The following is a 26,262-nucleotide window of genomic DNA, read 5'->3' as shown; positions in this document are numbered from 1 at the left end:
CTTGGGTCGCACTAGGCCAGATGAGCTAGATCCGTCGTTTCCAGAATGTTTCTCGGCCGATTTTCACACGAATGGATTAATCAAAATGAGAAATAGACGGTTGCGACCGGGCAACATACTGCACGAATGAGAGACCGATGCCGCCAGGATGGATTTATTGCCTGCTCGTTTGTGGCATCTCTTCAGGATACGGGGAGGTCCAGCGTGGCACGGATATTACTGACGGGCGCAACCGGCTTTCTGGGCGGTGCCGTCCTTCACCAGGCCCTGAGCCGGCGTGACGGCACCGAGTGGGTCTGCCTCGTGCGCTGCGCCAGCGCCGAGCAGGGCCGCCAGCGGATCGCCGCGCGGCTGTCGCGCTTCACCGACCCGTTCACCGCCCAGCGCCTCGCCCGCGCGGTCGAAGTGGTGCCCGGCGACTTCACCCGCGCCGACCTCGACGCCGACCCGCGGCTCGATTCGGTGACCCACGTGCTGCATCTCGCCGCCGACACCTCGTGGTGGGGCGAGGAGCGGGTCAGCCGCACCAACCACGACGGCACGCTGGCGCTCGCCCGCCGCGCCCGGGCCATGCCGCACCTCACCCGCTTCCTGCACGTCAGCACCGCGATGATCTGCGGCGCCGAGGCGCCGTCCCTCGTCGAGGAGGCGGCCTATCCCTCGCCGCAGGCGCGCCACCTCGTCGCCTACACGGTCTCGAAGGCGGCGGCCGAGACCTCGCTCGCCGGCACGTTCGCCGACCTGCCGATCGTGGTCGCCCGTCCCTCGATCGTGGTCGGGCACTCGACGCTGGGCGCGACGCCGAGCTCCAGCATCCTGTGGGTGATCCGCGCCGCCGACCGGCTGCGCCTGGTGCCGTGCAGCCCTTCCAGCGCCGTCGACATCGTCCCGGTCGACTGGGTCGCCGACAGCCTGCTCGGCCTGCTGCGCAAGCCGCAGCTGGCACACAACCTCTACCACATTTCGGCCGGCGAGGGCGCCAGCGCCCGCTGGGACGACCTGATGCGGGCCTTCGCGGCGGCCGACCCGGCGGGCGGGCCCCGCGACGACTTCTCCCGCTTCGACCTTGCCGCCGACCGGGCGCTGCTGCGCCGGCGCTTCTCCGAGACCTTCGGCCTCGACGGCGCCCTGAAGCAGGCGATGCTGCGGGCGGTGCGGGCCTACTACGCCTTCTGCTCCCTCGACCTGACCTTCTCGAACGCCCGGCTCCTCGCCGAGGGCATCGCGCCGCCGCCGGCCTTCACCGACTACCTCAAGGTCTGCCTCGAGAACGCCCCCGAGATCGCCGAGCAGTTCGCCGACGACCTCGACATGTTCGTGGCGCCCGAGCCCGCCCCGGTCCTGCCCCGGACGGCGCGCGCATGAACCCGTTCCTCACCCTCGCGGTCGCCATCCTGGCCGAGATCACCGCCACCCTGTCGCTCAAGGCCGCCGACGGGTTCACCCGCCCGGGGCCGTCCGTCATGGTCGCGCTCGGCTACGGCACCGCGCTCTGGCTGATGTCGGGCAGCATGGACATGCTGCCGATCGGGATCGTCTACGCGATCTGGGCCGGGGTCGGCATGGTCGGCGCGGCGCTCGGCGGCGCGATCCTGTTCGGCGAGCCAGTGACGCCGCTGATGATCCTCGGCATCGGCGTCATCGCGGTCGGCGTCGGCATCCTGGCGGCGGCGCAGGCTCACGCCTGAGGGCGCGTCACCGCGGCCAGCAACTGGACGGCGCCGTCGATCGCCTCGCGCATCGCGGCCTCGTCCCAGTGCACGCGGGCGAGGACGTAGCCGCCCTCGACGACCGCGATCAGCGCCGCCGCGAGCGGGGCGGGGGCGACGCCCGGCGCCAGGCTGCCGGCGGCCTGCGCCTCCTCCAGGCTCGCCCGCAGGGCACCCTGGATGCGCCCGAGATAGGCCGCGACCGGCGTGCGCAGGGCCGGCTCCTCCATGGCGGATTCGTTGGCCAGCCGCGCGAGGCGGCAGCCGCGCAGGGCCTGCCGCTCGCGGGTCAGGTAGGCGCGCACGCGCGCCAGCGGCGGGGTCGAGGCCGCGAACAGCGCGTCGATGACCGCGATCTCCTCCTCGGCCATCTCGGCGAGCGCCGCCGCCGCCACCTCCCGCTTGCCGGGGAAGTGGTGGTAGAGGCTGCCCTGGCCGGCGCCGCTCAAGGCCAGCACGTCCCGCGGGCTCGTCGCCTTGTAGCCGCGCTCCCAGAGCAGCGCCTTTGCCGCCGCGACGATCGCCTCGCGCTTCGATGATCCCTGCCGCACCACGCTCCGTCTCCTGTCGCCGGCGGGGTCTTCAGGCCCCGCCCGCCAGGTGGGGCGGCGCCACGTCGGCATACGTGGCGAGCCGGTTGCCGAAGGACCAGTTCTCCCGGGCGATCTCCACCAGGGTGACGAGGACGTCCTCCGGCCGCACCCCGAGAGCTTCCAAGTTCCCCGCGATGGCGGCGAACAGCGCCTTCTTCTGCGCGACGCTGCGCCTAGTCGAGAGATGGATCTGGATCATCACCAGGTCGTCGCTGCGCCGGATGCCGAGATAGCCCGGATCGTAGATCACCTCGTCGAACTGGCTCGACACGACCTGGAACCGGTCGTCGTGCGGGATGCCGATGCTGGCGACCATGGCCTCGTGGACGGGGTCGGCGATGGCGCGCCGCTCGGTCGGGCTGCGGTCGCGCTTCAGGGTGATGGTGACGAGGGGCATGGAGGGATCTCCTCGGGATCCCTGCGGCTGCGAATGCTGCCTCGGTCCTTGTGGTGTACCTACTGGTATGTATGGAACGGCGATGCGCGCAGCCCAGGTCTGCGTCGGGCTCACCGCTCCAGAAGCGGCGCCACTTGGCGCGCCTGCCAGCCGTGGCGCACCAGTTCCGGATCGGCGTGCTCCTCGGCCGGGTAGCCGACGCAGAGATAGGCGATCAGCCCCCAGTCCGGCGGTACGGCGAGGGCGACCGTGACCTCCTCGGGGCACAGGATCGAGACCCAGCCGACGCCGAGGCCGCGGATCCGCGCCGCGAGCCAGAAGGTGTGGACGGCGGTGACCGCCGAGTAGCGCAGCATCTCCGGCATGGTGGCGCGGCCGAGCCCGTGGCCGGCCCCGGTCGCCGCGTCGCAGAACACCGCGAGGTGCAGCGGCGCCTCGCGCAGGCCCGCGAGCTTGAGGCTCCGGTAGGCCGCGGCCCGTTCGTCGTCGTAGGCGGCGGCGGCCGCCTCGTTGCAGCGGGTGAAGCTCGCCGCCACCGCCGCGCGGCGGTCGGGATCGGACACCCGCACGAAGCGCCAGGGCTGGCTGTTGCCGACCGAGGGGCTGAGGCAGGCGAGCGCCAGGCAGTCCCGGATATCGTCCTCCGGCACCGGATCGGGCCGGAAGCGCCGCACGTCGCGGCGCCAGGCGACCAGCTCGGCGAAGCGGGCCCGGAACTCCGCCCCGAAATCCGGCGGGCTCATCGTTGGGCCCGCTCGCCCCGTTGCGCCAGATCCCCGAGCAGGCTTGCCGCCACCGAGACCTTCGACACCGTGAGGCCCGACGCCGCGATGGCCGCGACCGCGGTGCGGATGCGGGCGAGCGAGGCGCCGCGGGCCTGGCTCCATTGCTCGACCGCGGCGGCTCCCTCGGCGTCGAACGCGGCGGCCTCGGCGGTGAGCGCCCGGTGGGCCGCGGCGATGCCGGCGACCGCGCGCTCGAGCGCGATGCGGTCGAAGGTGTCGGCCACCGGCACCGCCCGGGCGGCGGCCGAGAGGGCGTTGAGGCGGAAGAGGTCGGCGATCGCGAAATGGGTCGCGGCGATCGCCGCCGGCGGCCGCCCGGTCGCCTCGGCGACCTGGACGATGTCGGGCGCGGCCCCGAGCTCGCTCAAGGCGGCGAGGCGCGAGGCCAGGGGCTCCGGCACGCCGTGGTCGACGAGAGCCCGGATGCGCCGGGCCAGCGCCTCGGCGGCGGCCGGCGGCAGGGCGCCCGGCAGCGCGCGCGACACCGCCGCGATGCCGTCGCGGTAGCGTGCGACCTCCGCCTCGATGCCGCCGGGCGCGGCCTCGCCGTTGCGGATGAACCAGACCATGCGCTGGCGCAGCAGGTCCTGCAACTCGGCGTAGAGGGCGAGCTGCTGGTCGCCGGAGATCGCGCCGTCGAGCCCGTCCACGGCCTTGTTGAGGTCGATGAGCCCGAAGGCGTCGCGGGTGACCGCGTAGGCGGCTGCGATGGAGGGGGCTTCGGCGCCGGTCTCGTCGGAGAGCCGGCTGACGATGGTCGGCCCGCCGCGATTGACGATGGCGTTGGCCAGACTCGTGGCGATGATCTCCCGGCGCAGGCGGTGGCCCTGCACCGCGTCGGGGTAGCGCGCCACCAGGACCGGCGGGAACGCGCGCGCGAGCTCGCGGGCGAGGTAGGGATCGTCCGGCACCGCCGAGTCGAGGAGCGCGTCCTTGAGCGCGAGCTTGGCGTAGGCGAGCAGCACCGCCAGTTCCGGCCGGGTCAGGCCCTCGCCCCCTTGCGCCCGCTCGGCGAGGGTGGCGTCCGAGGGCAGGAACTCGACGGAGCGGTCGAGGCGGTTGTCGGCCTCCAGGGTCTGCATCAGCCGGGAGGCAAAGCCCGTCTCCGCCGCCGCCGAGCGCTGGGCGAGCGAGAGGGCGAGGGTCTGGAGCTGGTTGTTCCTCAGCACCAGGTCGGCCACCGCCTCGGTCATGCCCGCGAGGAGCGCGTTGCGGCTCTCGGGGCTCAAGCGCCCGTCGCGCTCCGGCGTCGCCAGCGCGATCTTGATGTTGACCTCGACGTCCGAGGTGTTGACCCCGGCCGAGTTGTCGATCGCGTCGGTGTTGAGGCGTACCCCCCGGCGGGCGGCCTCGATCCGGCCGCGCTGGGTGAGACCGAGATTCGCGCCCTCGCCGACGACCCGGGCGCGCAGCTCCTGCCCGGTGATGCGGATCGCGTCGTTCGCCCGATCGCCGGCCTCGTCGTCGCTCTCGGTGGCCGCGCGCACGTAGGTGCCGATGCCGCCGAACCACAGGAGGTCGACGGGCGCGCGCAGGATCGCCTGCATCACCTCCGCCGGCGTCGCCTCAGGCCTGTCGATCCCGAGGCGGGCGCGGATCTGGGGCGAGAGCGGCACGGTCTTGGCTTGCCGCGAGAACACGCCGCCGCCGGGAGAAATCTTCGACCGGTCGTAATCGGCCCAGGACGAGCGGGGCAGATCGAACAGCCGCTTGCGCTCGGCGAAGGCTGCGGCCGGGTCGGGATCGGGGTCGAGGAAGATGTCGCGGTGGTCGAAGGCGGCGACCAGCTTCAGGCAGCGCGACAGCAGCATGCCGTTGCCGAACACGTCGCCCGACATGTCGCCAACGCCCGCCACCGTGACCGGCTCGGCCTGGATGTCGATGTCGATCTCGCGGAAGTGGCGCTTGACCGCCTCCCAGGCGCCGCGGGCGGTGATGCCCATCTGCTTGTGGTCGTAGCCCTGGCTGCCGCCGGACGCGAAGGCGTCGCCGAGCCAGTGATGCGCCTCCAGCGACAGCGCGTTGGCGACGTCCGAGAAGGTGGCGGTGCCCTTGTCGGCGGCGACCACCAGGTAGGCGTCGTCCTCGTCGTGCCGCACGGTCGAGGGCGGCGGCACGATCTTGCCGTCGACGATGTTGTCGGTGAGCGAGAGCAGCGTGCGGATGAAGATCCGGTAGCTCTCGGTGCCCTCCTGCATCCAGGCTTGGCGGTCGCTGGGCGGCGGCAGGCGCTTGGGGAAGAACCCGCCCTTGGCGCCGACCGGCACGATCACGGCGTTCTTGACCTGCTGCGCCTTGACGAGGCCCAGCACCTCGGTGCGGAAATCCTCCGGCCGGTCCGACCAGCGCAGGCCCCCGCGGGCGATGTAGCCGAAGCGCAGGTGCACGCCCTCGACGCGGGGCGAGTAGACGAAGATCTCGAACAGGGGACGCGGCAGCGGCATCCCGTCGACCTTCGCGCAGCGGAACTTGAACGCGATGGTCTCCGGCGGCAGGCCGTTGCGGCCGATCTGGAAGAAGTTCGTGCGCTGCGCCGCCTCGACGAGGTTGACGAAGCGGCGCAGGATCCGGTCCTCGTCGAGGCTGGTGACCCCGGCGAGATCCGCCTCGATCTCGGCCCGCACCCCGCTCTCCGCCGCCGCTCGGTCACCGTCGCGGCGGGGGTCGAAGCGGGCGTAGAACAACGCCACCAGCCGCCGGGCGAGGCCGGGATGGCGCGCCAGCGTCGCCGCCAGGTAGTCCTGGCCGTAGCGGATGCGCAGCTGGCGCAGGTAGCGCCCGAGCGCCCGCACCAGGGCGACGTCGCGCCAGCCGAGCCCGGCCTCCAGCACCAGGCGGTTGTAGGCATCCGACTCGGCGAGGTCGCGGGCGAGGGCGAGCAGGGCCGCCTCGACCGGGCCTTCGACCGCCGCGACGTCGACCGCGCCGCCGCCGGCGCGCTCCAGCACCATGTCGTGCAGCCAGACCCGGGCGCCGGTCCCCTCGGGCTTGAGGCGGTAGGAGCGCTCGTCGATGACCCGGAAGCCGAGATTCTCCAGGACCGGTACCCGCTCGGAGAGCGGCAGGGCGGTGCCGCGGGAGAACACCTTCAGGCCGATCCGCGTGTCGGGGTCGCCGGGGCGGCGAAACAGGTCGACCGCCCGGGGCTGCGCTTCCGAGATCCGCTCCAGGATCGCGATGTCCGGCAGCGCCTGGGCGCCCGCATACATCTCGCGGTAGCCGGCCGGGAAGGCCTCGGCATAGACCGAAGCGAGGCCGCGGGCATCGCCGCCGCGGGTCTCGGCGAGTGCTTCGCGCAGCGAATCGGCCCAGGTGCGGGAGAGGGCGGCGATGCCGGCCTCGAGTTTTTCGGCGTCGATCTCGTCCGGCGGCGCGCCGGGTGTGGCCACGATGACGTGGAGGCGGGCGAGCGGTCCGTCGGGATAATCCGGCGCGATGGTCGAGAGCCGGCCGCCCAGTTCTTCCGCGAGATAGGCGCCGATGCGGGCCTGGAGCCGCGCGTCGGTGCGGTCCTTCGGCAGGTAGGCGATGAGCGAGACGAAGCGGCCGAACTTGTCGGGGCGGGCGAGCACCCGCACCCGCGGCCGGTCGGCGAGCGAGACGATGGCGAGCGCGAAGCGCAGGAGCAGGCCGGGCTCGATCTGGAACAGGTCGTCGCGCGGGTAGGTTTCGAGCACGTGCAGGAGCGAGCGACCGGCATGGCTCGTCGGATCGAGGCCGGCCCTGGCGACCACCGCCGCCACCTTGCGGCGCAGGTACGGCACCTCCTCGGCCCGGCTCGCATAGGCGCTGCCGGTGAACAGGCCGACGAGGCGCAACTCGCCCGAGAGCCGGCCGTCGCTCGCGAACAGCTTGATCGCCACCATGTCGAGATGGGCCTGCCGGCGCACGCGCGAGCGCAGGCTGGCCTTGGTGACCATCAGCGCCTCCGGCCCCTCCAGGAAGGCGCGGATCTCCGGCGTCACCGCCACCATGGCGTCGCCGCGGCGCAGCACCTCGACGGCGGGATCGCGCAGCAGGCCGAGCCCGCTGCCCCTGACGCCGGCATGGTCGGCTCCGTCCGCGTCGCGGTACTCGCGCAGGCCGAGCAGCACGAAATGCCCGTCGCGCAGCCAGTCGAGGAAGGCGCGGGCCTCGGCCCGCTCCTCCGGGGCGAGCGGGGCGGGCGCGTCGGCATAGGCCGCGGCCGCCTCGGCCAGGCGCTCGACCATGGCCGCATGGTCGGTCGCGGTGACGGCGACGTCGGCGTAGATCCGGGCGAGGCTGGCCGCGAGCGTCGCGCGGGCGGCCTCGTCGTCGATGCGGTCGAGATGGACGTGGATGAAGCTCTCGCGGGCGAGATCTCCGGTCATCTCCTGCGCCGTGGTCTCGCCGACGACCCGAACCAGGGCGCCGTCGGCGTCGCGCTCGACCCCGAGGATCGGGTGGGCGACGAGGCGGGGCTGGTAGCCGCGGGCGACGAGCTCGGCCAGCGTCGAATCGAGCAGGAACGGCCGGTTGGCGTTGACCGCCTCCAGCACCGTGAGGTCGCGCCGGCGACCGCCGATCTCGACCTCGACGTCGGAGAGGCGCACCGCGCTGATCGTGCGGCCGGGCCGCGCCGCGGCGAGGTGGGCCCGGGCGGCGAGCGCCAGGTCGGCCAGGGCCTCGGGGGGATAGGCGGTCAGGTCCTCCGGCGCGACGCGGCCGAACAGGTCGCGGACGAAGCCGCCGGGTCCCCCCCGGTCCTCGGCGACCGCTGCCGCAGCGGCGATCAGGTCGGTGCGGCTGGCCTTCGCTTCGGGGGTCGCGGTCGCGGTCGAGGGTTCCACGTCTGCTCGTCCTCTGCCGAGGTTGTTGGCGGGAGCGGTGGCACAGCGTCCCGGCACCCGCAACCCCGGCCTCGCGCCCCGGAGGTAAACTGCCTAAGCTCACGCGCGACGACAGGGAGGGACGAGCATGGCCGGGAGCGGGAAGCGGGCGAAGCCGGAGGTGGGCGAGCGGCCGGCGCTGCAGGAGCTGGAGGGCAGCGTGATGGCCCTCGATCTGCCGCCCGCGCCCGACCTGTCGCCGGAGATGCGGGCCTATTTCGACAAGTGCCGCGAGAAGATCGGCTTCGTGCCGAACGTGCTGCTCGCCTACGCCCACGACAGCGCCAAGCTCGAGGCGTTCACGGCGCTCTACAACGACCTGATGCTGGCGCCGTCCGGCCTGTCGAAGCTGGAGCGCGAGATGATCGCCGTGGCGGTGTCGAGCGTGAACCGCTGCTACTACTGCCTCACCGCGCACGGCGCGGCGGTGCGCAGCCTCTCGGGCGATCCGGTGCTCGGCGAGATGATGGCGATGAACTACCGCGCCGCCGACCTCTCGGATCGCCACCGCGCCATGCTCGACTTCGCCGTCGCCCTCACCGAGGCGCCCTGGACGATCGAGGAGGAGGACCGCGAGGCCCTTCGCGATGCCGGCTTCTCCGAGCGCGACCTGTGGGACATCTCGGCGGTCGCGAGCTTCTTCAACATGTCGAACCGCATGGCCTCGGCCGTCGACATGCGCCCGAACCGCTCCTACCACGGCGAGGCGCGCAGCCTGCCCGGCTCGGGCGCTGGCTAATCGGTCACCCGGTTGCCGCATTGTCGGCGTATCGCCCGCGGCGAAGCATGAACCGGGTCGGGAGCGCCTGTACGGCGCTGCCGTCCGAGCGGGAGCGGTGGATGGCGTACCAGGCGAAATCGGCGCTCGAGATCCAGATGGACGTGCTCGGCGCCCTCATGCTGCGCGACATCCGTACCCGCTTCGGCGGTACGATGTGGGGCTACGGTATCGCGGTCGGTTGGCCCTGCGCCCACATCCTGGTCATCACCGCCATCTACGTCGTCATGAAGAAGCCGACGCCGATCGGTGACAGCATCGTGCTGTTCGCCGTCTCTGGCCTGTCTCCCTACATTATCTTCAACTACATGTCTCGGAAGATGATGGAAGGGCCACTACAAAACAGACAGCTAATATACTTTCCGCAAGTTAAATTCTTTGATGTCGTCATGTCACGCGCCCTCGTGGAGATTTGTACCAGCAGCCTTAGCATATTTCTGGTTTTTGTCATCGCGGCGTGCTGCGGCGCCCATGTCGTGCCCAGGGATTCCTACGCTTTCTGTGAAAGCATGCTTCTCGCGCTATGTTTTTCAATGGGGGCGGGATTTTTCAACGTCTTCATTTCGCAAATATTTCAGCAGTGGATGATTGTCATCATCGTTCCTATCCTCATTATCTACTTCACGAGTGGAACGGTCATCGTGGTCGAAGCGATGCCGGCAGTCATTTATGAGTACGTGCAGTGGAACCCGCTCATGCACATCGTCAAGGTGTGCCGGTCGGCATTCTACCCGGGTTACGGGACAGATGCCGACATCCTGTACGTGCTCATCGTCAGCGGCTCGATGGCGCTGATCGGTCTCCTGGGCATCCGCTTCGTAGTCCCGCGCTTCCTCAACTGAAGGCGCGCTTGCTCCGTATCTCGGCGCCCGGGAACGGGCCCGACGGGCACGCGCGACGTCGGACGCACTCGGCCGTTCGGCCCCTCCGACCCGGACCGACCTGTCGCGCCGCTCATGCGATTTCCGACTGATCGCTTCGGGCTATCCTGTCGGATCGCTTTCGCCACGCGGAGATCGGCTTCGCTCGGACGTGTGAAGCCTGCGGCTTCACTGCGCGGGCCTGGGATACGATGTCCGCAAGGAAACTTCCAGATATCGTCTCATTGATGATGCAAAGGGCGCGGGCGGTGGATTTCCGAGGGGACGAATGCGCCAGACGGAAAGCTCGGGCAAACCTCTTGCGGGCAAGTCCTTTGATGGGGCGATCGCTCGTCGGGAACGACAAGCCCCGTGCCGCGAGGCGGGTGCGGGCTGTCCTGGACGCACGGGCGCGCAGCCGCGTCGCATGCATGGCGGCGCCGACGGCAGTTGCGAGAAACGACAGGTCGATCGAACGGCTTCGGAAGCTTCTGCTCTCCGCGCGCGATCGCGTCCGGGAGAGCGACGATCCTGCAGCGAGGATCCCGACATCCCGCACGAAGGCAGGATGGTGCGGCCGAGAGGACTCGAACCTCCACTGGTTGCCCAACTAGCACCTCAAGCTAGCGCGTCTACCAATTCCGCCACGGCCGCGGAGCGTGCTGGATATCAAAATACGATCCAGCTAATATAAAACGACTTTATCAACAATCGACGTCGAAGCCATCTTGGTGATTCGACGCCTCGGCAACTCCGATCCGGCCCACGATCTCGACGAGGATCGAGACGCTTGCGCCGAATCCGGTCCCCATCCCGTCCCGCACCGGTCCAGGACCCTGCAGGATGGATGGTGCGGCCGAGAGGACTCGAACCTCCACTGGTTGCCCAACTAGCACCTCAAGCTAGCGCGTCTACCAATTCCGCCACGGCCGCGGAGCGCTCGGGGCGGGGGTGAGACCCGTCCGAAGCGAGGCTGCGAATACCAGTCCCCTCCGGGGGACGCAAGCGCCCCGATGCGGATCCGGCGAACATTCTCGCCTAGAGGGCGTCCGAGAGGGCGTTGAGCAGGCCGGCGCTGCCGTCGCCGATGCGGATGCCCGGCTCCTGCACCACCTCGGCCTTGCGGATCAGCTCGGTGACCTCCACGGAGATGCGGTTGCCGGTGACCACGATCTGCCCGCGGGCGATCGGGTGGTTGTTGGCGAGGATCTCGACCATATCGGAATCGCTGGAGTCGAGCTCGATCACCGCGCCGCGGCCCATGCGCAGCAGCATGTGGATCGGCATCCGGGTCCGCCCGAGCACGACCGCGAGATCCACCTTGAGAATGTCGAGAACCGCCAACGGACGCACCCACCCTGACGACGAAGCGATGACCGAACAATCCGATCTTATGGTGAAGCCTTGGTAAACGACCGGCTCGCAACCGCCCCGGGCCACCTCCTGCCCGCCCCCGGCAGCCCCCCCGTCGAGTGGGTCGTGCGCGACGCGCTCCTCGACTACCGCGAGGCGGAGGCCGCGATGGAGGCGCGCGCCGCGGCGATCGCCGAGGGCCGCGCGCTGGAACGCGTCTGGCTCGTCGAGCACCCGCCGCTCTACACCGCCGGCACCTCCGCGAAGGAGGCCGACCTCGTGGCGCCGGAGCGCTTCCCGGTCCACCGCACGGGGCGGGGCGGGCAGTACACCTATCACGGCCCCGGCCAGCGGGTGGCCTACGTGATGCTCGACCTCAACCGGCGCCGGCCGGACCTGCGTGCCTACGTGGCCGCCCTGGAAGCCTGGCTGATCGAAACCCTGGAGGCCTTCACCGTGCGCGGCGAGCGCCGCGAGGACCGGGTCGGCGTCTGGGTGCGCCGGCCGGAGAAGGGGCCGGGCGTCGAGGACAAGATCGCGGCGATCGGCATCCGGGTGCGGCGCTGGGCGACCTTCCACGGCATCAGCCTCAACGTCGAGCCGGATTTGTCGCACTTCTCCGGCATCGTGCCCTGCGGCGTGCGCGAGCACGGCGTCACCAGCCTGGTCGATCTCGGCCGTCCGGTGACGATGCCGGAGGTCGACGCGGTGCTGCGGGGACGCTTCGAGGCGATCTTCGGGCCGACGGTGCTGGTCGACGACGATGGGCGGAGCTAATCCGGATAGCACCGGGCGGCGCGGTTTCCACCCCGCCCGGACTTGCACTAGAGTATCGGGAGAGAATGCGGCGACGACCCGCCCGCCGAGGCGGACGGTGCGGGCCCGCGCATCACGGAGGTCCGCCCGTGCCGGATGTCCCCGCGCCAGTGCCGGCCGCTGAGGCGCCGGGGGAGGCCGGGATGCTGCGCGCCGCGCTCACGGCCGCCCCCCTGCCGTCCCTGCTGGTCGCCCCCGGTCCCGCGGGCGAGGTGCGCTTTGCCAACCCGGCCGCCCTCGCGCTGCTGGGGGAGGCGCCCGCCGGCCTCGCGACTCTGGGTCTCGCGACTCTGGGCGCCGAGCCCGAGGCCGAGGCGGCCCTGCGCGCGCTTCTTGCCGGTGACGGATCAGGCAGCATCGAGGTGCTGCTGCGCCGGCACGACGGGGCGACGCTGTGGGCGCTCGTCCACCTCTCGCCGCTGCCGGGGCCGGAACCGCTCCGCCTGGTCCAGCTCGTCGAGACCTCGCGCCGCCGCGACCTCGAGGCGGCGCTCGGCCTGGCGCAGCGGCGCGAGGCGCTCGGCCAGCTCACCAACGGCGTCGCGCACGAGTTCAACAACCTGCTGCAGATCCTGGTCGGCTACGTCGACGGCCTGCGCCGGCGCCTCGGCGAGCATCCGGACGCCTTCGTGCAGCGGGCGCTCAGCCGCTCGACCGACGCGGCCGAGCGCGCCTCCTCGCTCACCCGCCACCTCCTGGCCTATTCGCGCCGGCACCGGCCGGAGCCGCGGCCGGTCGACCTCAACGGGTTGCTGCGCGACCACCGCGAGCGGGCCGTGGGCCTCCTCGGCGAGGGGATCGCCCTCGACCTCGATCTCGCCGAGGACCTGTGGGTCGCCTGCATCGACCCGGTCCAGACCGAGCTGATCCTCCAGATCCTGCTGCGCAACGCCGCCGAGGCGATGCCGGCGGGCGGGCGCGTCACGATCCAGGCCTGCAACCACGGCGGCGAGGGGATCGCCGCCGACGGGGCGGCGGGGCGCCACGTCGCGCTGATCGTGGCGGATACCGGCGCCGGCATGCCGCCGGAGGTGCTGGCCCGGGCGCTGGAGCCGTTCTTCACCACCCGCGAGCCCGGCCGCGGCACCGGCCTCGCCATCCTCAACGCCCTGGTCAAGCGCCAGAACGGCGCCGTCGCCCTGCGCAGCAGCCCCGGCGAGGGAACGGTGGTGCGCCTCACCTTCCCAGCCGCCGAGACCCCGCGGGCGCGGCCGCAACGAAGTGCCGCCGCTCCGTAATCCCGGTCATCTCAAAAATTTATCGCTTGGCAGATCTGGTGCCGATCGGCGACTCTTCATCGGGTGTAGTGATAAACGGGAAGGCATTCCGCACGATGCCTCCCTTCTACTGCGCCACCCGCGCCCCCATATGCATGGCAGGGGGCGGGACGCCCCTCACTGGTGATGGCACGAGGCGATACGAACCGATGATGACCACCTTCTCCCGCGGCCGCCGGACGGCGGTGGCCTTCGGCCTGGCGGCCCTGATGGCCGTGGCGGCGACGGCCGGCGAGGCGCGTCCCGGCAGCGGCTCCTCGGTGGGCTCGCGCGGCTCCAAGACCTTCTCCGCCCCGCCCTCCACCGCGACCGCCCCCGGCGCCCCGGCGCCGATGCAGCGCTCGATGACGCAACCCGGCCCGCAGATGGGCGCCCCGGCCGCGCCGCAGCGGCGCTTCGGCGGCGGCTTCTTCGCCGGGCTGCTCGGCGCTGGCCTGCTCGGCGCGCTGATCGGCGGCGGCTTCTTCGGCGGCCTCGGCGGCATCGCGTCGTTCCTCGGCCTGCTGCTCCAGGTCGGCCTCCTGGTCGGCGTGGTGCTGCTGGTCCTGCGCTTCTTCCGCCGCCGCCAGGCCGAGCCGGCCATGGCGGGCGCCTATAACCGCAGCGGCCCGGCCTCCGGTCCCCGTCCGGGCGCTCCGCTCGGCGGAAATCCCCTCGGTGGTCTCGGTGCCGGTCTCGGCGGCGGCGCTGCCGCCGCGCAGGCTCGCCCGGCCCAGCGCGACGAGGTGGGCATCGGCCCGCAGGATTTCGAGGCCTTCGAGCGCACGCTCGGCCAGGTCCAGCTTGCCTACGGCGCCGAGGACGTCGCCACCCTGCGCCGTCTGACGACGCCGGAGATGGCCGGCTACTTCACCGAGGAACTGCGGGCCAACGCCGCCCGCGGCGTGGTCAACAAGATCGCCGACGTGAAGCTGCAGCAGGGCGACCTCGCCGAGTCCTGGCGCGAGGGCCCGGTCGACTACGCCACCGTGGCGATGCGCTACACTCTGCGCGATGCCCTGATCAGCCGCGCCAACGGCCAGGTCGTCGAGACCAACCCGCCCGAGGCGACGGAGGTCTGGACCTTCCTGCGCGAGCGCGGCGGCCAGTGGGTGGTCTCGGCCATCCAGCAGACGCGGTGACGGGTGTTTCGCGGGGAGAGCGACGCTCCCCCGCGGCCCTTGCGAAGCCCTCGGTCCCGGTGGATCGGGGGCTTTCTTTTTTCAGGAAGGCTTTGTCAGGGAGGCTGGGCCCTACAGCACCCGCGCCATCGCCACGAACCCGGCGACCGGCACCTCCTCGGCCCGCGCCGTCTCGGGGATGCCTGCGGCGGCGAGCAGGCGGGCGGGGCCCGGGGTCGCGGCCTTCAGGCTCTGGCGCAGCATCTTGCGGCGCTGGCCGAAGGCGGCGCCGGTCACGGTTTCGAGGGCGCGGACCCGGCAGGGCAGGGGCTCCGGCCGCGGCACCAGCCGCACCACGCTCGACGTCACCTTCGGCGGCGGCACGAAGGCCGAGGGCGGCACGTCGAACAGGATGTTGGCTTTCGTGCGCCAGCCGCACAGCACCCCGAGCCGGCCGTAATTCGCCCGGTCGCCCTCGTCGGCCACGATGCGCTCGGCCACCTCGCGCTGGAACATCAGGGTCAGCGAGTCCCACCACGGCGGCCAGGCCTCCGACGTGAGCCAGCCGGTGAGGAGCTGGGTGCCGACATTGTAGGGCAGGTTGGCGACGATGCGGGCCGGGCCGTCGCCGATCAGCGGCCGCGGGTCGAACTCGAGTGCGTCGGCCTCCACCACCTCCAGCCGGCCGGGATAATGCGCGGCGATCTCGGCGAGCGCCGGCAGGGCGCGGGGATCGCGCTCGACCGCGATCACCTTGGCCGCACCGTGCATCAGGAGCGCCCGGGTCAGGCCGCCGGGACCGGGGCCGACCTCGACCACGGTGACGCCGTCGAGCGGCCCCGACGCGCGGGCGATCCGGCCGGTGAGGTTGAGGTCGAACAGAAAGTTCTGGCCGAGCGAGCGACGGGGCATCAGGTCGTGCGCCTGCACCACCTCCCGCAGCGGCGGCAGCCCGTCCGGCGAACTCATGCCGATGCTCCGTCCCTCGTTGCCTCTGCGTCCCTGGGCCGGGTCAGCCGGCCGGCGAGCTTCAGGGCGGCGATCAGGCTGTCGGGCTTCGCCAGCCCCTTGCCGGCGATGTCGAAGGCGGTGCCGTGGTCGGGCGAGGTGCGCAGGAAGGGCAGCCCGAGGGTCACGTTCACGCCCTCGTCGAAGGCGAGCGTCTTGATCGGGATCAGCGCCTGGTCGTGGGTCGGGGCGAGCGCGACGTCGTAGGTGGCACGCGCCCGGGCGTGGAACAGGGTGTCGGCCGGGTGCGGGCCGGTGATGGCGATGCCTTCGGCCCGCAGGCGCTCGATCGCGGGTGCGAGCACGTCGCGGTCCTCGGTTCCCATGGTGCCGGCCTCGCCCGCATGCGGATTGAGCCCGGCGAGCACGAGGCGCGGGGAGGCGAGGCCGAAGCGGGCCCGCATGTCGCGGTCGACGATCCGGGCGATCTCGACCACGAGCTCGGCCGTCAGCAGCTCCGGCACCCGGCGCAGGGCCACGTGGATCGTCACCGGCACCACCGCCAGCTCCTCCGACCACAGCAGCATCACGGGCGTCGGCGGCGTCTCGCCGGGCGCGGCGGCGAGCGCCGCCAGGTACTCGGTGTGGCCGGGATGGCGAAAGCCGGCCTCGTAGAGCACGTGCTTGGCGATCGGGTTGGTGACGAGGGCCGGCGCGCGGCCGGCCTGCACCAGCCGCACCGCCTCCTCGATCGAGGCCAGCGTTCCGGCAGCGCTCGCCGGATCGGGCCGGCCGGGCTCGGCCGCGACGGTGATCCCGTCCGGCAGCCGCATCACCGGCAGCGCCCGGGCGAAGGCCTCGGCCGCATTCTCGGGGTCCGCGTCCGCGAGGGGGACGTCGAGGCCGAGCCGGGCCGCGATCGCACGCAGGAAATCCCGGTCGCCGATGACGAAGAACGGCGCTAGGCCGTGCTCCTCCCGGGCGAGCCAGGCCCGCAGGGTGATCTCCGGGCCGATCCCGGCCGGATCGCCCTGTGTCAGCGCGAGGGCTGTGGTCATCGCGGGGATCCCCGTCCGTGGTGGCGCATCCCCGCGCCATGACATCCCCGCCCCCGCCGGGCAACCCGCCTCGGGGCTCGCGTCGCCCGGCCCGTCACCGGGCCGTGGCGATGCCGTCCGCGGTCGTGGTGCTGCTGAGGTTCTGGCGGAAGTTCGCCTCGCCGAGGGTGCGCAGCTCGATCCGCAGCAGGAAGGTGCGGTTGCGCTCGCGCAGGCCCGACGCCGTCTCGATCGGCGAGGACAGGTAGTTGAGCGAGACCGTCGTGCACTCGTCGCGGTAGCCGAAGCCGAGGCCCGACGACGAGACGTAGAACTTGTCCGGGCGGTCGTAGGTCGGCGCCGCGCCGACCGGGTTGAGGAAGTAGGACTGCGCCGCCGTGGCGTAGAGCTCGCGCACCTGGAGGTAGTGCGAGAGGTCGAACAGCACCGAGCCGGTGACGAACCAGTTCGGCGTGATGTTGTAGAGCGCCGAGGCCTGCAGGCCCTCGCGGCGGCGGTCGTAGCCGAGCTCGGGCTGCGCCTCGTAGCGGGCGTAGAGCAGCGAGGTCTCGAGCGGCAGGAACGGCGCGAACTTCGCCGTCACGCCGGCCTCGAAGCGCTTGAGCGCGAAGGTCGAGTTGTCGAACCGGGCCCGGGTGATGAAGCTGATGTTCTGGTTCGGCGAGATCTGGAGGCGCGAGACGAAGTCCGACTGCGCGGTCTCGAGACCGGAATTGAGACCGATATTGGCGATGTCGCCGCGGCGGAACGAGTTGACGCCGGCGATCGCGAGCGACTCGCCGAACATCGCGTTCATGTAGAAGCCGTTGCGGCCGGTGATCGAGTACTCGGCGCCGAGATTGGCGCGCACGCCGCCCTCGACCCGGTCGTAGCCGGAGAACTTGTCCCACTCGAACAGCGAGGTGTCGTCGAAGACGAGGCTCTGGGCGTCCTCGTTCGGCAGGCGGCCGATGCGGGTCTCGCTCGGCCGCGCGATCACCTGGACGATCGGCGACACGGTGTGGACCCCGAGCGGGCCCATGTCGGCGACGAAGGGGTAGCGGTATTCGAGGCCGACCGCCGGCATCACCCGGCCGGAGAAGTTCGATTCCGGCGAGAACAGGTTCGAGACCTCGGGGTTCTGGTAGCCGGTCGTGTTCGGGTTCACGAAGAACGCGTCGCCCCGCAGGTAGGCGAAGGGCTGCCAGCGCTGGCCGAACTCGTCGGTGAAGGTGCGCCGCCACGACACCTGGGCGGTCGCCCGGGTGGTGTCGCCGGCAAGTCCGCTCACCAGGCACTGCCCGCGCTCGAACACCGAGCAGGTGCTGTAGAGCGGGAAGGTGATGCCGTTGACGCTCGGGCTGAGCAGGTAGGTCCCGGTGCGCGGGATCTGGGTGTACTGCGTCGCCTCGCGGGTCAGGTGGGTGAAGTTCCCCTGGAACCGCACCTCGCCGCCGATCGGGTCCGGCCCGTCGCGGCGCTTGTCGTAGTCGATCACCGGGGCGACGATCGGCTGCTGCTTCTGCCAGTCGAAGGTCGACAGGCCCTTGAAGTAGTAGCCGCGCGCCTCGAACCACGAGCGGTCGCCCTGGCCGATCAGGAAGGCGGTGGACACCGCCTCGCGGAAGTAGTCCGTGCTGATCGTCTGGTTGCGGATGCGGTAGTTGTCGAGGAACCACTTGTCGGTGACGCCGACGACGTCCCATCCGGCGCGCCAGTTCGGGCTGAGATAGAACTGGCCGGCCGATTCGATCGAGCCGCGGAAGTCGCGGTCGCCCGAGCCGAGGGGACCTGGCAGGAAGGCGCTCGGCGTCGACTGGAAGATGCCGCTGACGCGCACGTTGTAGAAGCCGTTGGCGAGCCGCTGGCGCCACTCGGCCTGGCCGAGCACGCCCTGCTTCGAGAGGAAGGTCGGCTCGACCGTGAGGTCGTAGTCGGGCGCGATGTTCCAGAAGAACGGCGTGCCGATGCCGTAGCCGAGCACGTTCGAGGAGACGAAGTGCGGCGCCAGGAAGCCGGTGTCGCGCCGCACCGTCGGGTCGGGCGAATAGAAGTAGGGCAGGTAGGCGATCGGGATCCCGGCCACTTCGAGGTACGAATCCTCGTAGTAGATCCGGCGCTCCTCGTTGTTGTGGATGATCCGCGCCGCCTTGACCTGCCACAAGGGCGGCTTCTCGGGATGGTCCTTGCACGGCTCGCAGGCCGTGTAGGTGCCGTACTCGAAGGTCGTGGTCTCGCCCGCGATGCGCTCCGCCCGCGGGGCGGAGAACCGCACCCGGGCCGGGCGGCCGCGCTGCTCGATGGTCTGCTGGATGCGTAGCGAATCGATGAAGCCGGACTTGAAGTCGTCGGTCAGCTCCATCCGGTCGCCGGTCACGACCGCGCCGGTCTCGTCGGTGAGGCGGACGTTGCCCTCCGCGAAGACCCGGCCGGTGTTGCGGTCGTAGCGCACGCGGTCGGCGAGCAGGGTGCGGGGGCCGTAATGCAGCTCGGCGTTGCCGACCGCCGAGACCGTGTTCTTGTCGTTGTCGTAGACGAGCTCCTTGGCCTCGACGAGCAGGCGCTCCTCGCCGCTGCCGGGCTTGGCCTGGTTCTTGGCCGAGCGCGCCGCCAGGCGGTCGTTGAGGGTGCCCTGCGCGCGCGCGGGCTCGCCCGCGCCCACCGTCACGGCGGCCGCCAGCAGAACCGTCAGGGATCCCGTGACCGCGGCAACCGCGGCCTTACGCACGACTCGACCCATCCCTGCACCCGCTATGCCCGCGCCGCTTCCCCGGAGGCTGGGCATCAGCCGTCCTCCAGGTGCAGAAGCGCGAGCGTTCCGAGAAGACTCCCTACCACGGCCGGGAACCACGCCGCCACCGGCGCCGCCACCAATCCAGAGGCTCCTAGGCCCTCCATCACCTGGCGTGCCACGTAGAGCACGAAGCCCGCCGCGACGCCGCCCAGCACCATCTTGCCGATGCCACCGAAACGGAAAAACCTTAATGAAACCGATGCCGCCACCAGCACCATCGCCAGGAACAGCACCGGCCGGGCCATCAGCACGTCGTACTGCAGGCGGTAGCGCGTGGCGTCGAGGCCGGCCCGCTCGGTCCTGGCGATCGTCTGGTTGAGTTGCCAGAAAGGCACGGATTCCGGCGGGGTGAAGCGCTGGCGCACCTGCGACTGGTCCAGCGTCGAGGCGATCAGGTAGGTGTCGTAGCTCTGCGGCTCCTGGTCCAGTCCCTGGACGCGTACGTCCTGGAGCTCCCAGTAGCCGTCGTGCAGGGTCGCCCGCGCCGCCTGCATCTGCTGGGTGAAGGTGCCCGCGTCGTCGAAGGCGAACACCGCGACGCCGGCAAGCGTGGTGGTGCCCTCGATCGCGGTCTCGGCCCGGATGATCGCCTGGCCGTCGATGCTGCGCTGGCGGATCCACAGGTCCTTGCCGGAGGCGGCCTTGCCCGAGCGGGCGAAGATCTTGGCCTCGATCTGCGTCGAGCGCTGCTTCAGCTCGGCCGAGACCGGGTTGTAGACCCCGACCGTGAAGGCGCCGATGCCGAGCGCGACGAGCGCGCCGGGCTGGAGGAACTGCCAGGCCGAGATGCCGGCGGCCCGCGCCACCACCAGCTCCAGCTTGCGGCTGAGCTGGAGGAGCGCCGCCATGGCGCCGAAGAGGATCGCGAAGGGCAGCACCTGCTCGGCCACCGCCGGGGTGCGAAACAGCGCGAGGCGCGCCATCACGGCGGCCGACGCCCCCTCGGCGTCGCCGGCGCGCCGCATCAGCTCGACGAAGTCGAGGGTGTAGACGAGGGCGAAGACCGTGAGGAAGACCCCCAGGATCATGCGCAGGAAGCGGACCGCCAGGTAGCGGCCGAGGGTGGCGCCGATCAGCATCCGCTCAGCCCGCCCGCGTCCGCAGGACCGGGACCGCCCCGGAGAGCCGGCGCAGCCGCGCGGCGACGCCCGCATTGAACGCCCGCACCCGGTTGCCCTGGGTGGCGACGAGGAGGGAGAGCGCGATCGCGACGAGGGGTGCGGCGTAGACCGCCGTCACGGCGGCCTGGCTCCTCACCGCCGCGCTTGAGGCGGCAAAGCCCGCGATGCGCAGAGCCACCACCGCCGCGATGGCGCCGGCGACCGCGAGCCCGCGGCCCTGGCGGGTGGTGCGGGGATCGCCCAGAGCCGCGAAGGCGATGAGCCCGAGCGCCAGGGGGTAGAGCCAGGACGACAGCCGGTCGTGCAGCTCGGCCCGGAAGCGGCCCTTCGTCAGCTTGTAGTAGGTCTCGTCCGGGTTCGGGAACATCAGCTGCACGGTCGAGCGCTCGCGCGGCTTGTAGATCGTGTCGGCATCCGGCGGCGTGAACGCGGCGAGATCCACGGCGTAGCGCTGGAAGGTGATGATCGAGGAATCGCGGCTGTTCGGCTGCTGGCGGTGGATGCTGCCCTTCTCGAGCACGAGGTAGGTCTGCCCGTCGAGGTCGACCGCCTGGCCGCGCTCGGCGAGGTAGACCACCGTCTTCCCGGCCTCGCGCCGGTCCTGCATGAAGATGCCGAGCAAAGCCCCGTTCGGCGCCCGCTCGCGGAAGTGGAAGGTGATGCCGCTGTCCAGCGTCGTGAACTGCCCCTCCTTGACCACGTTGGCGATGAAGTCGCCGCGCACGCGGGTGAGCACGTCGCGCAGCTCCTGGAAGCTCGACGGCATCACCTGGATGGTGAGGAAGCCGATCGCCGCGCTGACGAGGAGCGCGAGCGTCAGGAACGGCCGCATCAGGTGGCGCGGCGACATGCCCGCCGCGCTCATCACGATCAGCTCGGAATCGCCGTTGAGCTTGTTGAGCGCGTAGACCACCGCGATGAACAGCGCGACCGGCGCGATCACGGTGATGAGCGTCGGCAGCGACAGCCCGGTGATCAGGAAGAAGATCAGCAGGGTCTGGCCCTTGGCGGTGATGAGGTCGAGTTCGCGCAGGGCCTGCGTCACCCAGATCACGCCGGTGAGGCCGATCAGGCACGACAGGAACGCCCCGAGGGCGATGCGGAAGATGTAGCGCTCGATCTGTCTCATCGGCCGGCTGCGGTCGGGCCCCCTTCCGCGTCGATGCTGGTTAGGCGCCCCCCGCCGGCCGCACAAGCATCCGATGCCCTCAAGCACGGCAAGTGCGGCCTTTTGCGGGCGGGCGCGCCCGGGCCGCCACACCCGGCACGCGTTGCGCTCGAAGCCGTCCGGCCGCTACACAGGATCCACGCGGCGCCCCTCGTGAGACGCGCGACTCCTTGAGGAACGGGACGAAAGCAACGCCATGGCGGACGGCATCAGCATCGAGATCGAATCCCTCGCCGCGTCCGGCGCACAGGCGAAGCCCGGCGGCGACCTCGTGCTGTTCGTCGGCGAGGACCTCGCCCTGTCGCCGCGGGCGGCCGAGATCGCCGGTCCCGGCGCCGCCGAGCTGGTGGCGCGCGCAGCCGGCGTCGAGCGGTTCAAGGGCAAGGCGCTGAGCGCCCTCGTCCTCACCGCTCCCGCCGGCCTCGCGGTCGAGCGGCTGGTGGTGGTCGGCACCGGCGCGGAGGAGGCCGCCCGCGACTGGGCGAGCTTAGGCGGCTACACCGCCGGCAAGCTCGGCAGCCGCTCGGCCACGATCGTGCTCGAATGGCCCGGCACGGCGCCCGGCTCCGACGAGGTCGCGGCGTTCTCGCTCGGCGCGCGGCTGCGCGCCTACAAGTTCGACCGCTACAAGAGCAAGAAGGTGCCGGAGGGCGAGGAGGCGAGCGGGGCTGGGCGCCTGACCCTGCTGGTGCCCGAGAATGCCGGGCAGAAGAAGGCGCTGCGTGCGGCCGAAGGCCTCGCCGAGGGCGTGATCCTCGCCCGTGAACTGGTCAACGAGCCGCCGAACGTCCTCGACCCGGAGGAGTTCGCCCGCCGCGCGTCGGCGCTCGAGAAGCTCGGCGTCGAGGTCGAGGTCCTCGACGAGAAGGACATGAAGAAGCTCGGCATGCGGGCGCTGCTCGCCGTCGCGCAGGGCTCGGCCAAGGAGGCCCGTGTCGTCATCATGCGCTGGAACGGCGCCGAGGACGCCTCCGAGGCACCGGTGGCCTTCGTTGGCAAGGGCGTGACCTTCGATTCCGGCGGCGTCTCCATCAAGGGGAGCGGCGGCATGGAGGACATGAAGGGCGACATGGCGGGCGCCGCCTGCGTCGTCGGCCTGATGCACGCGCTGGCCAGCCGCAAGGCCAAGGTGAACGCGCTCGGCGCCATCGGCCTCGTCGAGAACATGCCCGACGGCAAGGCGCAGCGCCCCGGCGACATCGTCACCTCGCTCTCGGGTCAGACGATCGAGATCATCAACACCGACGCCGAAGGCCGCCTGGTGCTGGCCGACGTGCTCTGGCACGTGCAGCAGAGCTACAAGCCGCGCTTCATGATCGACCTCGCGACCCTGACCGGCGCGATCCTGGTGGCGCTCGGCCAGGAATTCGCCGGCATGTTCTCGAACAACGACGAGCTCGCCCAGCGCCTCTCGGCCGCCGGCGAGGCCACCGGCGAGAAGGTCTGGCGCATGCCGCTGACCCCGGGCTTCGACAAGCTGATCGAGTCGAAGTTCGCCGACATGAAGAACACCGGCGGGCGCCACGGCGGCTCGGCCACGGCGGCGCAGTTCCTCAAGCGCTACGTCAACGACGTGCCGTGGATCCACCTCGACATCGCCGGCGTCGGCATGGGCTCGCCGGCGACCGAGGTGAACCGCTCCTGGGGCTCGGGCTGGGGCGTGCGCCTCCTCGACCGGCTCGTGCGCGACCACTACGAGGCGTGAGCGCGCTCGCCGGCGCCCTCCCGGGCGCCGCCCCCGTGACGGCCGCCCGGCCGGGGCGCCTCGCCGCCCTGATCCCGCTCGCGGCGGCGCTCGCCGCCGTGGCCCTCGTCGCCGCCACCGGCACGACGCAACGCAGCCTCGACGCGGCAGGCTTCGGGCAGTGGGCCTACGGCTTCTTCGCCGACCGCTACCCGCTGTTCTTCGCGGCCATCGCCTACGGGATGGTGCGGGCGGCGCTCCTGCCGCTCGCAGCACCTGGCTGGCGCGGCTGGCTCGGGGCGCTCGTCGGCCTCGCCCTCGTGATCGGCCTGTCGCTGCACCCGACCTATGGCGGGCTGGTGCTGCGGGCCGGCTTCTCGGTCGGCGGCGTCGCCTTCCTGTCCGGCCAGCCGATGGCGGTGGCGCAGGGGCTCGGCGCCGCCGCGGCGGCCTTCGTTCTCGGCGGGGCGCTGGGATTCTCCGCCCTCGTCGCCCGCGGACTGCCGCGCCGGGGCAGCCGGGTCCGCGCCCTCGGCCGGGGGCTCCTGCGCTTCGCGGCGCTCGCCTGGGCGCTCGGCGTCGTGGCGTCGGCCCGCGATCTCGGCCTGTCGGGCTTCCCGCGGCTCCCGCTCTCCGACGATCAGGCGGTGCTGGCGCTGGGCCTCGTGCTCGCGGCGTTCCTGCCGCACGTCCTCCTCGGCCTCGCCCGGCCGAGCGCGTCGGTTGAATCCACCCCGGGGAGGCGCTAACCCGGAGGCAAGCCGGGGCCCGTGAGGCACCCGGCACACGGGAGGGTGGAGTTCATGGGCAAGGGGTCGAGCGCGATGGAACCGAACACCCCGCCGCGGCCCTGGCTCGCCGCCTATCCGGCCGGCGTTCCGACGGAGATCGAGCCGGCGAGCCTCGGCACCCTCGTCGACCTGATCGAGACCGCTACGCGACGCTTCGCCGACCGCCCGGCGATCACCTGCTTCGGTTCCTCCCTGACCTACGCGGCGCTCAGGCGCGAGGGCGAGGCGATGGCGGCCTTCCTGCAAGCGCAAGGGGTGGCGAAGGGCGACCGGGTCGCCCTGATGATGCCGAACGTGCCGGCCTTTCCGATCGCGCTGGTCGGCGCGCTGCTCGCCGGGGCCACGGTCGTCAACGTCAACCCGCTCTACACCCCGCGCGAGCTGACCCACCAGCTGCGCGACGCCGGCGCCCGGGTGCTGGTGGTGCTGGAGAACTTCTGCCACACGGTCGCCGAGTCGCTGCTCGATCTGCCCGGCCTCGAGCGGGTGGTGGTGGCCGGCGCCGGCGACGGGCTCGGGATGAAGGGCTCGCTCATCACCCTGGCGGCGCGCCACCTCAAGAAGGCGGTGCCGGCCTACAGCCTGCCGGCGGAGCGCCGGACGTCCTTCAAGGCGGCCCTCGCCACCGGCCGCCGCGCCGGCTTGCGCCCGGTGGCGGTCGGACCCGACGACCTCGCCTTCCTGCAATATACCGGCGGCACCACCGGCGTCTCGAAGGGGGCGATGCTCACGCACCGCAACGTCGCCGCCAATGTCGAGCAGAGCCGGGTGTGGTTCCGCATGCGCGACGACGAGGGGCCGGGCCGGGTGATGGTGACGGCCCTGCCGCTCTACCACATCTTCGCGCTGACCTGCTGCTTCTTCTTCATGATGCGGCTGGGCGCCTGCTGCCTCCTGGTGCCGAACCCGCGCGACATTCCCGGATTCGTCGGCCTTCTGCGCAAGAGCCGCTTCACCAACCTGTCGGGCGTCAACACCCTGTTCAACGCCCTCCTCAACCACCCCGACATCGCCAAGGTCGACTGGTTGCGGCTCGAATACGCCATCGCCGGGGGCATGGCGATGCAGGGGCCCGTCGCCCGCCGCTGGAAGGACGTGACCGGCAAGGCGGTGATCGAGGGCTACGGCCTGTCGGAGACCTCGCCGGTGGTCTCGATCAACCCGCCGGACCTGCACGACTGGTCGGGCACCATCGGCTACCCGGCGCCCTCGACCGAGGTGTGCATCCGCGACGCCGAGGGCACCACCCTGCCGGTGGGCCAGCCCGGCGAGCTCTGCGTGCGCGGGCCGCAGGTGATGGCCGGCTACTGGGGCCGGCCCGACGAGACCGCCCGGGCGATGACCCCGGACGGGTTCTTCCGCACCGGCGACGTCGCCCTGATCGAGCCCGACGGGCAGGTCCGCATCGTCGACCGGATGAAGGACATGATCCTGGTCTCGGGCTTCAACGTCTACCCGAACGAGGTCGAGGACGTGCTCGCCGCCCATCCCGGGGTGCTGGAGGTGGCGGTGGTGGGCGAGCCCTCCGCCGAGACCGGCGAGAGCGTCGTCGCCCACATTGTCCGGCGCGACCCCGACCTCACGGCGGAGGCCCTGCGGATCCATGCTCGGGAGGGGCTGACCGCCTACAAGGTGCCCCGCCGCTACGTTTTTCGCGATAGCCTGCCGAAGACCAATGTCGGCAAGGTGCTGCGGCGGGCGCTGCGGGAAGGGGAGGCGGTGGGGTAGCGCGCCGAGCCCTCCCCCTTTTGCGGGCGAGCGTCCTGCCGGATGCCCGCCACCCGTTTCGAGAGGGCCGGCTGCCTCATCCGGGTCGCCGGCCGGCTCCTCAGCGCGCCTGCGGGTGCGGATCGGAACTCGCCGTGGACCGGAGGCTGGCGACGAACCGGCGCGCGATGTCGCGCACGGCCTCGTCGTCCTGCGTCGCGCCGCCGCCCGGATCGCCGAGGTGGTCGACGCTGGCATCGAGCGCGTCGAGCAGCTCCGGGTGCCGCCCGGCGAGGAAGCGCAGGGTGGTGAAGAGCAGGTGCTCGGCGACGATCTCGCGCCGGCGGGCCTGGATGGTCGGGTCGGGAGGCGTGTCGGTCATGCCGGGGCAACACGCGGCGGGGCCGGCGGTTCGCTTGCGTCGCGCCGGCATCCACCGGCCGGGACGGACGGTGGACTCCCCTTCTGGCCCCCGTCTCTGCTAGAGAGCGTGC

21 protein-coding genes and 2 tRNA genes are annotated in these 26,262 nt (G+C 71.6%); 10 read left to right on the top strand and 13 right to left on the bottom strand.

What is annotated here, in order from left to right:
• Positions 1–204 precede the first annotated feature (204 nt).
• Positions 205–1,365 (top strand): SDR family oxidoreductase, encoded by a 1,161-nt coding sequence (locus tag ACS5PV_RS10930; RefSeq protein WP_455395354.1) that lies wholly within the window; start codon positions 205–207, stop codon positions 1,363–1,365.
• Complete coding sequence (locus ACS5PV_RS10925) at positions 1,362–1,688, top strand: DMT family transporter (protein ID WP_455395353.1); 327 nt, start codon at positions 1,362–1,364, stop codon at positions 1,686–1,688. Before ACS5PV_RS10930 ends, ACS5PV_RS10925 begins: the two co-directional genes overlap by 4 nt.
• Here ACS5PV_RS10925 and ACS5PV_RS10920 read toward each other — a convergent pair.
• The 4 genes from ACS5PV_RS10920 to ACS5PV_RS10905 all read right to left on the bottom strand — a co-directional run bounded on the left by ACS5PV_RS10920 (position 1,679) and on the right by ACS5PV_RS10905 (position 8,295).
• A complete protein-coding gene (locus ACS5PV_RS10920) occupies positions 1,679–2,260 on the bottom strand; it encodes a TetR/AcrR family transcriptional regulator (protein ID WP_455395352.1) in 582 nt (193 codons plus the stop codon). The genes ACS5PV_RS10925 and ACS5PV_RS10920 overlap by 10 nt on opposite strands.
• A 31-nt stretch (positions 2,261–2,291) precedes the next feature.
• A complete protein-coding gene (locus ACS5PV_RS10915; RefSeq protein ID WP_455395351.1) occupies positions 2,292–2,699 on the bottom strand; it encodes a tautomerase family protein in 408 nt (135 codons plus the stop codon).
• Between the two features lie 110 nt (positions 2,700–2,809).
• Entirely contained in the window at positions 2,810–3,442 is a 633-nt protein-coding gene (gene bluB, locus ACS5PV_RS10910) for a 5,6-dimethylbenzimidazole synthase (protein WP_455395350.1), read from the bottom strand.
• A complete protein-coding gene (locus ACS5PV_RS10905) occupies positions 3,439–8,295 on the bottom strand; it encodes an NAD-glutamate dehydrogenase (RefSeq protein ID WP_455395349.1) in 4,857 nt (1,618 codons plus the stop codon). Before ACS5PV_RS10905 ends, bluB begins: the two co-directional genes overlap by 4 nt.
• Positions 8,296–8,422: 127 nt before the next feature.
• Here ACS5PV_RS10905 and ACS5PV_RS10900 point away from each other — a divergent pair, with 127 nt between their 5' ends.
• Positions 8,423–9,073: a peroxidase-related enzyme gene (locus ACS5PV_RS10900; RefSeq protein ID WP_455395348.1), complete on the top strand. Its 651-nt coding sequence runs from the start codon at positions 8,423–8,425 to the stop codon at positions 9,071–9,073.
• A gap of 101 nt (positions 9,074–9,174) precedes the next feature.
• Positions 9,175–9,954 carry an ABC transporter permease gene (locus tag ACS5PV_RS10895; protein WP_455395347.1) on the top strand — a complete coding sequence of 260 codons (780 nt, stop codon included), beginning with the start codon at positions 9,175–9,177 and terminating at the stop codon, positions 9,952–9,954.
• A gap of 587 nt (positions 9,955–10,541) precedes the next feature.
• Here ACS5PV_RS10895 and ACS5PV_RS10890 read toward each other — a convergent pair.
• The 3 genes from ACS5PV_RS10890 to ACS5PV_RS10880 all read right to left on the bottom strand — a co-directional run bounded on the left by ACS5PV_RS10890 (position 10,542) and on the right by ACS5PV_RS10880 (position 11,316).
• Positions 10,542–10,626 (bottom strand) — tRNA-Leu (locus ACS5PV_RS10890).
• Positions 10,627–10,820: 194 nt separating this feature from the next.
• Positions 10,821–10,905, bottom strand: a tRNA-Leu gene (locus tag ACS5PV_RS10885).
• A 105-nt stretch (positions 10,906–11,010) separates the two neighbouring features.
• Positions 11,011–11,316, bottom strand: a complete 306-nt coding sequence (locus tag ACS5PV_RS10880) for a FliM/FliN family flagellar motor switch protein (RefSeq protein WP_455395346.1) — start codon at positions 11,314–11,316, stop codon at positions 11,011–11,013.
• Positions 11,317–11,376: 60 nt separating this feature from the next.
• Here ACS5PV_RS10880 and lipB point away from each other — a divergent pair, with 60 nt between their 5' ends.
• The 3 genes from lipB (at position 11,377) to ACS5PV_RS10865 (ending at position 14,539) form a co-directional block, all read left to right on the top strand.
• Positions 11,377–12,102, top strand: coding sequence for a lipoyl(octanoyl) transferase LipB (lipB, locus tag ACS5PV_RS10875; RefSeq protein WP_455395345.1), 726 nt, complete (start codon positions 11,377–11,379; stop codon positions 12,100–12,102).
• A 182-nt stretch (positions 12,103–12,284) separates the two neighbouring features.
• Positions 12,285–13,379, top strand: coding sequence for an ATP-binding protein (locus ACS5PV_RS10870; protein ID WP_455395344.1), 1,095 nt, complete (start codon positions 12,285–12,287; stop codon positions 13,377–13,379).
• Between the two features lie 188 nt (positions 13,380–13,567).
• Complete coding sequence (locus tag ACS5PV_RS10865) at positions 13,568–14,539, top strand: TIM44-like domain-containing protein (RefSeq protein ID WP_455395343.1); 972 nt, start codon at positions 13,568–13,570, stop codon at positions 14,537–14,539.
• Positions 14,540–14,650: 111 nt separating this feature from the next.
• Here the strand turns inward: ACS5PV_RS10865 and rsmA are convergent, their stop codons facing one another.
• The 5 genes from rsmA to lptF all read right to left on the bottom strand — a co-directional run bounded on the left by rsmA (position 14,651) and on the right by lptF (position 21,547).
• Complete coding sequence (rsmA, locus tag ACS5PV_RS10860; protein ID WP_455395342.1) at positions 14,651–15,487, bottom strand: 16S rRNA (adenine(1518)-N(6)/adenine(1519)-N(6))-dimethyltransferase RsmA; 837 nt, start codon at positions 15,485–15,487, stop codon at positions 14,651–14,653.
• Positions 15,484–16,524, bottom strand: a complete 1,041-nt coding sequence (pdxA, locus tag ACS5PV_RS10855; RefSeq protein ID WP_455395341.1) for a 4-hydroxythreonine-4-phosphate dehydrogenase PdxA — start codon at positions 16,522–16,524, stop codon at positions 15,484–15,486. Before pdxA ends, rsmA begins: the two co-directional genes overlap by 4 nt.
• 94 nt (positions 16,525–16,618) lie before the next feature.
• The gene (locus ACS5PV_RS10850; RefSeq protein WP_455395340.1) at positions 16,619–19,288 is read right to left on the bottom strand and encodes an LPS-assembly protein LptD; all 2,670 of its coding nucleotides are present in this window, start codon (positions 19,286–19,288) and stop codon (positions 16,619–16,621) included.
• The gene (lptG, locus tag ACS5PV_RS10845) at positions 19,288–20,376 is read right to left on the bottom strand and encodes an LPS export ABC transporter permease LptG (protein ID WP_455395339.1); all 1,089 of its coding nucleotides are present in this window, start codon (positions 20,374–20,376) and stop codon (positions 19,288–19,290) included. Before lptG ends, ACS5PV_RS10850 begins: the two co-directional genes overlap by 1 nt.
• Before the next feature lie 4 nt (positions 20,377–20,380).
• Positions 20,381–21,547 (bottom strand): LPS export ABC transporter permease LptF, encoded by a 1,167-nt coding sequence (gene lptF, locus ACS5PV_RS10840; protein WP_455395338.1) that lies wholly within the window; start codon positions 21,545–21,547, stop codon positions 20,381–20,383.
• Positions 21,548–21,782: 235 nt separating this feature from the next.
• Between lptF and ACS5PV_RS10835 the strand changes: the two genes are divergently transcribed.
• The 3 genes from ACS5PV_RS10835 (at position 21,783) to ACS5PV_RS10825 (ending at position 25,789) form a co-directional block, all read left to right on the top strand.
• Positions 21,783–23,291: a leucyl aminopeptidase gene (locus ACS5PV_RS10835; protein WP_455395337.1), complete on the top strand. Its 1,509-nt coding sequence runs from the start codon at positions 21,783–21,785 to the stop codon at positions 23,289–23,291.
• On the top strand, positions 23,288–24,019 hold the full coding sequence (locus tag ACS5PV_RS10830) for a hypothetical protein (RefSeq protein ID WP_455395336.1): 732 nt from the start codon (positions 23,288–23,290) through the stop codon (positions 24,017–24,019). The genes ACS5PV_RS10835 and ACS5PV_RS10830 overlap by 4 nt, the downstream gene beginning before the upstream one ends.
• Before the next feature lie 75 nt (positions 24,020–24,094).
• Positions 24,095–25,789: an AMP-binding protein gene (locus ACS5PV_RS10825; RefSeq protein ID WP_455395335.1), complete on the top strand. Its 1,695-nt coding sequence runs from the start codon at positions 24,095–24,097 to the stop codon at positions 25,787–25,789.
• Between the two features lie 100 nt (positions 25,790–25,889).
• Here ACS5PV_RS10825 and ACS5PV_RS10820 read toward each other — a convergent pair whose 3' ends face one another.
• Positions 25,890–26,150 carry a hypothetical protein gene (locus ACS5PV_RS10820; protein ID WP_455395334.1) on the bottom strand — a complete coding sequence of 87 codons (261 nt, stop codon included), beginning with the start codon at positions 26,148–26,150 and terminating at the stop codon, positions 25,890–25,892.
• Positions 26,151–26,262 lie beyond the last annotated feature (112 nt).

The sequence above is a fragment of the Methylobacterium sp. Gmos1 genome (assembly GCF_053764715.1).
This window is presented reverse-complemented; position numbering and strand designations above follow the sequence as displayed.